This is a genomic window from Colwellia sp., assembly GCF_013215345.1.
Taxonomy (GTDB): domain Bacteria; phylum Pseudomonadota; class Gammaproteobacteria; order Enterobacterales; family Alteromonadaceae; genus Colwellia.
Window position 1 is genome coordinate 1 of the sequence record NZ_JABSOV010000162.1, and the last position, 6691, is coordinate 6691.

The window sequence follows — 6691 nt, forward strand, 5'->3', positions numbered from 1 at the left end:
TTATGCCCGCTAAAGCACTTTTTGGATTTGATACATGATGTTCAACCCAGCGTGATTGATTGGCAAATAACAGCTCAACAGCAGGCCAGAACTTACCTTGCATATGTGCTGCTTCAAGCATTTTAACCACATCTTCAGAGCCTTGATGTAACGGCGCATAACGCATAACAACTTTCACTTTACCCTGGTATTTTTTAACTAAATTATTGAGTAAAGGATAAAACTGACTACAGGTGCCACAGGCAGGGTCGAAAAATTCTACTATGGTGACTTTCGCTTGTTTACCGCCTTTTGCTGGCGCGTCAATGCGCTCCAATGCAGGTAGCAGATCGTTTGCTATTGTTGATGGCAGTTGGCTTTTGTACATAGCCACTGCAGCAATAAAAATAATGCCAATAAAGGCGGTAACGCTGATAAAAAGAGTTTTATTGTTCATGATGATTCCTAATAAGTGTCCTGGGTAAATTGTTTTTTAGATAAATACAGTAAAAAGCCAATAAGGCTAAAGGTGAATAATGCCATTACTGGAATATTTATAAAGCCGAGTATACTGAATTGCACTTCAGAGCAAGGCACTCCTTGCACACAAGGTTGTGCTGCTTCTGGAATAACTCCTGCAACCACTAACACATGAAAAAACGCCACCAACCACCCCAAAATAACTAACGGGCTTACATAGCGAATCACCTTAATATCAAAAGGAAAAAGTGCTAACGGCAACATTATAACTAAGGGGTAAAGAGCAATACGCTGATACCAACATAATACACAAACCGGTAGTTGTACTATTTCGCTAAAAAATAAGCTAATTAAGGTGCCACTGGTGGCTAATACCCAAGCAAAGAACAGTAAATTCCAACTATGGCTGCTCTTAACTACGATTGCTTCTTTATTGTTCATTTGCCTTTATCTTTCCATTATAAATGAGAGCTGTCTGCAACAAATGTCGATAGATAGCTTATTTGAACTGTTTAAATTTGTGGTAAATAATAACAATTTTAACGACAGTTATCATTATGATTTATATCACTATTCAGGAAATTTCTGCTAAGTTTGTTTTAGGTCAGAAAAATGGCTTGTTCGGCTAAGTAGTTTTACCACAGAGTAAGTGCAAGAAGTTAATGAAAGAGCTAAGGAGATAAACCACTTATGATTGGCTTTGGTGTTTCCACATGTTCGATAATACGGCGGTTAGGCTCAGCTATCGCTACTTTAACCATTACCTCATCACTATCAGCTTTTCAACATTTACCTTTCCAATAATCAATTCATCAGCAAGTGTACTGGCAGACATAGCGTTATCTAAGTAGATAAGTTGTTGAAAAATCACCTCGGTAGCAGATAGAAATAGACCTTGATTAATATTAGCGTAATCATCAAATTCACTGTGATAATTTTTATGGGTACCAACACCAAAATATATAAAGGGAATACCTGCTTTACTGAAGATGCCATGATCGCTTGCCATGCGCCAATTTGTTCGATTAAAGCTTAAACTTCTCCGCTTAAGGCTTTTAAAGCCAGCCGTTAATTGCGCTTTGGCATGAGTTTTAAAGTGCCTTTGCAGTTTAGTGAAGTCGCTAAGGTTTGCCGAGGTAAGCACCTTATCCAGATCCTTACTAATAAAGCGCAATCTCTTGGTGCGCTTGCTACCAGCAATCATATCTAAGTTAATGTTTAGTTTAAATTTACTGAGTAATTTTTCCTGCTCAGCAATAAAGGCTCTAGCGCCCAACAGGTTAACTTCTTCGCCATCGGTAAAAAGTAAGATAACACTATGCTTTAAAGGGGTTTGACTTAACCGTTTAGCGTAGTGTAATAAAGCCGCAGTACCGGAAGCATTATCATCAGCGCCGTTATAGACTTTATTTCCCTTGTTACCTAGATGATCATAGTGAGCGCTTAACACAATATATTCATCAACATGGTGAGTACCAGGTATGTAGGCAATGATATTTGTGCCCTGCTTTGATTTAAAAAATCCCCATTGCTCAAAGCTGTGGCGATATTGATTGTTAAACCCCTTTATATCAAGTGCCTTAAGAATAGCGACAAGATAAGACTGACTGTGCAGACTGCCTTGGCTAGCAAATTTACGACCGGCAAATTCATCTGAAGATAAAATTCGTAAGTGTTCAAGTATTATTAAGCTGTCTTCGTGCGCCATTGTCGATGAAGGTAATAGCTTAGCAGCACCCCAGCTAATAGGTGTACTTAGTAATCCTATCAGTAAGATAAGTACTTTAACTTTGTCTATTCTCAAAGGCGTGCCCAAAGGTGAACTTAATAGTACTCTCAATGGTGGCCTGAACCTTGGTGACTTGAACCTTCGTACTTAAGAAAGTTAAGTTTGGCAATATATTGTCTTTGTGTGTCTTTTGCTCTGGTTAGAGCTACCGCTTTACTCATTGCTTTTTTAGCGAGCAGCAGTTTATTTTGCATGTAATAAGTTTTAGCCAGACCAAAGTAAAATTCATGCTGCTCGTTACTAAGCTGAATTGCTTTTTTGTAATGTTTAATTGCTTGTGGATATAGCTGATTAAAATAGGCTTCATTAGCTAATAATGCATGATAATAAGGGTTTTTTACCCTCGCCCTGTAAATGTACGCCTCTATCGGCTGCGCTTCACTAACACGCCCTTGCTTATGAAGTAATAAGGCAAGATTTCCCAGTGAAGTATAGTTCTTCCTATCTAGACTAATCGCATGACGGTAGGCCTTTTCTGCCATGGTATAATGGCCATTTAGCTTATATAAAATACCTAAGTTACCCCAAGCTGAGGCAAACTGATTATCGGTTTGTGAAGCTCTTTTAAGGTATTGATAAGCAATAGAGTAATTATTATTTACCATAGCCTCAGCACCTTTATTGTTATAGAACATCGCCAGCAAGGTGTGCTTTTTAATCATATGTGATGGGAAGTGCTTTTTAGCGACAAAAGGGTCAAAGTCTATTCTGGTGGCTTTTTCTCCCCAGATCACATATCGACTAATACCTTTATCTTCCTTTACCAAAAGATTCACATGACCTGCTATCAGGCTATATTGACCATTTCTCACCCAATATTCGGGCACCTCGACCTCTTGAAAGCTTACATTCATACCGGCTTCATCAGCCAAGGCATACGCCATAATGGTCAGTGACATACAGTTTGCTATTTTCTGGTGATAAGCCTGACTTGCAGTAACATTGGCATTTCCGGAGTAACTTATGGCTATATGCTTTTTATCAAACAAATGTTCGAGCAATATAATGGCTTTTTTTTGCGCGGGAAGATTATTTATTAACTTAGCTTGCACCATAGCGCGCATTTCATCATCCAATTGAAAAATTTCTAGCTCTGTTTCAATTGCAATGGAATTTTCGGAATAGAAATGACTGTCGAGGTATAAATTTACCTGAGGGGCGCTTTGATTAGCTTGGAAGTTTTGGTTACTTTGACATGCTAGTAACAGAGGTAAACAGAATAATAGGCTATAAAATCGATTTTTCATGATCACTCCACTACACAAGTAATGCTAGGAATGATCTCAGCCTATTACAAACAAGATAAACTAGCTACTTGCTTAAGTAGCTATTCATATTTGATTACAATTTATGCAGTTTTGTCTCTGACTGTTTATGCTATTAACAGCGTTAGCGCTCACCGTTACCTAATAAATAAACTAAGCGTAAACTGGTATTGTGATCGGAAGTATTGGCATTGGTACTATGATAAAAGCGCCAGTCTAATTGCAAAGCAAAATTACTATTTAACTTGTAATGTACACCAGCACCCACATTCACTTGGAATCTTTTGGTATCAATTTCCCTTTTCCATAGTGTTTCGCCAAAACCTGTGGTGAGGTAAGGTCTAAAGTCGTTTTCACTATTAAAGTAAAATTGACTATCTAAACTATAGTTTTCATAGTTAATTTCGACAGGGCTCAAACCATCGGTAAATTTACCTTTAGAGTAAGTGACTCGACTTGAAAATTGGCGGGTAAAATATAAACCTAGACTGTACTCAGTGGTTTTATCACCTTCAATTTCCCATAAACTATCTAGCGTAGTTTGACCCACACCATAACTAACACCGATGATACCCGTATCAATAGGATCTTTTTGATATGAAGATCTTTTCATTGTGCTTGGTGTATAACTACCACCATCACCAATTTGTAAGGAGATATTAAAGTTAATTTGCGTATCTGTTTGACCGCTATCACCATAGGGGATTTCGTTAAAGCTAACAAAACCAGTACCGGCTTTGATAATTTCTTTACCAAACATATTATTAATGCCAACACTCATGCTATCAACAGGGTCTAGAAAGAATAATGCTGTGCTACCTAGCATGCTTGAACCCCAAACAGTGCTACCCCCTTCTCTAATATCCATTTCAGTATTAAAAGCCCACTCACCATATGCCCAACCGAGTACCGGGGTAATGACTAAATCTTGAATGGAAGGTACTTCAGCGAAGGCTTCAATGCCGTATTCCCAGTAAAAAGTCGACATGATCGTTGCGTACATAAAGGCGTCCCATTGACGGTACCCTGATTTACGCGCTACTTGATAATAAACACCACCAAAATATGGATGACCAATAAGGTTTAGCATACCGGTGTCTCGATCCCATACCGGGCCACCTTTGACGTTGTCAGACCATTTACTGAAAATACCTTCTTCTTTATCCCAGTTAGAAATATCTTCTGGTAATAAAGCAATTAAACCGATAACACCAAAGCCGTAGGCAAAAATCGAATTGGTTTGTGACCAAAGTCTGTCACTGTCTTCACCGTTAGCGTCTGAAAAAATCGACACTTGAAAAGGTGAATCATAAAAGTCAGTGGGTTGTGTTGAATTTTCCCAGAGCGTATTGGTCGCCATTTCTCGATAAATTTCATCAAGATTTTCAACGGTAATCTCAGGGGTAAGCACAAGTTCATTTTCAGTCTGTTGTTTTGACTCAGCTACTTGAGGTTTAGACTCTGAATTCGTCTTATCTTGAGAAGAGCCTTGAGCAAAGGATTGGCTAGGTAATAATGCAGAGATCGCGAGTGACACGGCTAAAGCAATAGTTTTAATATTATTGGTCTTATTGGAATATTTATTCATGTCCATAATGGTCAAGCGCAGATCCTTAATTATTTACAGTACATAATCACTTTATAAGCAGTAATTACTTTCTTTATTTATGAAAAAAGCCACTAACTTTTCAGCTAACGGCTTGTTTGATTTTGTCGGTGCGTTCGAGAGGTGATAGCTAACAGGGTTACAAATTCCTGCCGCTGTTAAAATTCAACACCAACAACTGAAAAATCAATAGCTTAAAAGTATAATATCGAATTAGTTATGACAGTTTATGTCAACAAAACCAATTACTAACCAGAGTATACTTCTAAAGAGCCGCATTATATTCTGTTACCTTGAACAGAGCAAGAAGCGACTAACAATTGATTACCCGTTTGATCTAGATCACCAATAAGATTTTATAAAAATTTAAAATCTAGTTTAAGGCTAAACCTAAGACTGAGGCTAGTCATCTTTAAAGATGCCAACATAGGTAGGTGAAATATTTGATTTTGTTGCTCGATACATGCCTTTAGTATTAAAAGGTAGGCTGATATTGCCCTTGGTATCAATAATAATAACGCCACCCGTGCCGCCTACCGGCATCAAGACATCATGAATGACTTCATTACCGGCTTGTTCAATGCTCTTACCTTGGTATTTAACTCGGGCACAAATATCGGCAGCAACATTATAGCGAATAAAGTATTCACCATGACCGGTAGCAGACACGGCACATGATTCATTTTCAGCAAAAGTACCCGCGCCGATAACCGGTGAATCACCAATTCGGCCAAAGCGTTTATTGGTCATGCCGCCAGTACTGGTGCCGGCAGCAATGTTACCCATTTTATCTAAGGCAACAGCACCTACGGTACCTACCTTATATTCAGTCGCTAACGCTTGGTGAGCAGCTTGATAATCTTTTAATTCATCTTCGGCTTTTTTCATTTTAGCTTTAGCACGCAGCAGTGATTTATAACGGCCTTCAGTATCAAAAATTGTATTATCAACCAGGGCAACTCCCTGTTGACTGGCAAACTCTTCCGCGCCATCGCCACTTAACATCACATGAACCGACTCTTCCATTACCAATCTGGCTAAATTAATCGGATTTTCAATATGCTTAACACCCGCAACAGCACCTGCTTGACGATTTTTACCATCCATAATTGAGGCGTCCATTTCATGGGTCTCGTTATGGGTATAAACCGCGCCTTTGCCGGCATTAAAAAATGGCGAGTTTTCTAAAACATTAATCGCTGCTGTTACCGCATCAAGGCTTGCTCCGCCTTTATCCAGTACCGAGTAACCCGCTTCTACGGCTTCGGCTAATTTTGCGCGGTAAGCTTTTTCTCGTTCAGGGGTAAACTTTTCTTTTTTGATAGTACCGGCGCCACCATGAATGGCGATAGCAAAAGGTCTTTCCGTTGCTTGTGCTAAAGCTGCTGTTGATGACATCATCATGATAGCCGCTAACGAAACTGAAAGTGATATGTTGTATTTTGACAAAACGTGTTTCCTTTAATTATTGTTTTTATTTACTTTTTTATTATATTTTTTATTCGTTCTTTAATAAATAATAACTTGTTATGATTTAAAGGGTGACCCCAGAGTTCAGTTGGTAAATTTTTT

At 38.6% G+C, this 6691-nt stretch carries 6 protein-coding genes; all 6 read right to left on the reverse strand.

Annotated features, from left to right (window positions below; translation table 11 throughout):
- On the reverse strand, window positions 1-436 hold a 436-nt coding region (locus HRT50_RS16970; RefSeq protein ID WP_291616674.1), incomplete at its 3' end, for a thioredoxin domain-containing protein.
- A gap of 8 nt (window positions 437-444) precedes the next feature.
- Window positions 445-900: a disulfide bond formation protein B gene (locus tag HRT50_RS16975; RefSeq protein ID WP_291616676.1), complete on the reverse strand. Its 456-nt coding sequence runs from the start codon at window positions 898-900 to the stop codon at window positions 445-447.
- Window positions 901-1219: 319 nt separating this feature from the next.
- Window positions 1220-2263 carry a M20/M25/M40 family metallo-hydrolase gene (locus HRT50_RS16980; RefSeq protein ID WP_291616678.1) on the reverse strand — a complete coding sequence of 348 codons (1044 nt, stop codon included), beginning with the start codon at window positions 2261-2263 and terminating at the stop codon, window positions 1220-1222.
- A gap of 32 nt (window positions 2264-2295) precedes the next feature.
- Window positions 2296-3495, reverse strand: a complete 1200-nt coding sequence (locus HRT50_RS16985) for a tetratricopeptide repeat protein (RefSeq protein WP_291616681.1) — start codon at window positions 3493-3495, stop codon at window positions 2296-2298.
- A 142-nt stretch (window positions 3496-3637) separates the two neighbouring features.
- Complete coding sequence (locus tag HRT50_RS16990) at window positions 3638-5107, reverse strand: acyloxyacyl hydrolase (protein ID WP_291616683.1); 1470 nt, start codon at window positions 5105-5107, stop codon at window positions 3638-3640.
- Window positions 5108-5521: 414 nt separating this feature from the next.
- Entirely contained in the window at window positions 5522-6523 is a 1002-nt protein-coding gene (locus HRT50_RS16995; RefSeq protein WP_291616685.1) for an isoaspartyl peptidase/L-asparaginase family protein, read from the reverse strand.
- Window positions 6524-6691: the final 168 nt, after the last annotated feature.

Excerpts from the sequence above, each read along its gene's own strand:
- HRT50_RS16975 (WP_291616676.1), bottom strand. The coding sequence starts at position 900 with ATGAACAATAAAGAAGCAATCGTAGTTAAGAGCAGCCATAGTTGGAAT.
- HRT50_RS16990 (WP_291616683.1), bottom strand. The coding sequence starts at position 5,107 with ATGGACATGAATAAATATTCCAATAAGACCAATAATATTAAAACTATT.
- HRT50_RS16995 (WP_291616685.1), bottom strand. The coding sequence starts at position 6,523 with ATGATGATGTCATCAACAGCAGCTTTAGCACAAGCAACGGAAAGACCT.
- HRT50_RS16985 (WP_291616681.1), bottom strand. The coding sequence starts at position 3,495 with ATGAAAAATCGATTTTATAGCCTATTATTCTGTTTACCTCTGTTACTA.